Genomic DNA, 255 nt, shown 5'->3' with positions numbered 1-255 from the left:
AAGTGTCTAACCTCAATGGCATCACAGTATATGAAGCGCAGATCCAAGGCAGCAATGAGGCGGTCTTTAGGATCACGCTCAATGGCTCAGCAGACAGCTATCAATTTGAGTTACTTAAACCGCTTGATCACGCGACGGGAGCCGGAGAAAACGATCTTATCTTAAATCTATCGGTTACAGCGACCGACCGAGATGGTGATGTGTCTAATGCGATCGCCTTGCCGATCACCATCATCGATGATGTACCAACCATTA

1 protein-coding gene is annotated in these 255 nt (G+C 47.5%); it reads left to right on the top strand.

The window, feature by feature from the left end; translation table 11 throughout:
- On the top strand, window positions 1-255 hold a 255-nt coding region (locus tag EYW48_RS21800; RefSeq protein ID WP_277433114.1), incomplete at both ends, for a DUF5801 repeats-in-toxin domain-containing protein.

This window comes from Vibrio sp. 1180_3 (assembly GCF_029478545.1).
In the GTDB taxonomy this organism is placed as follows: domain Bacteria; phylum Pseudomonadota; class Gammaproteobacteria; order Enterobacterales; family Vibrionaceae; genus Vibrio; species Vibrio aestuarianus.
This window is presented reverse-complemented; position numbering and strand designations above follow the sequence as displayed.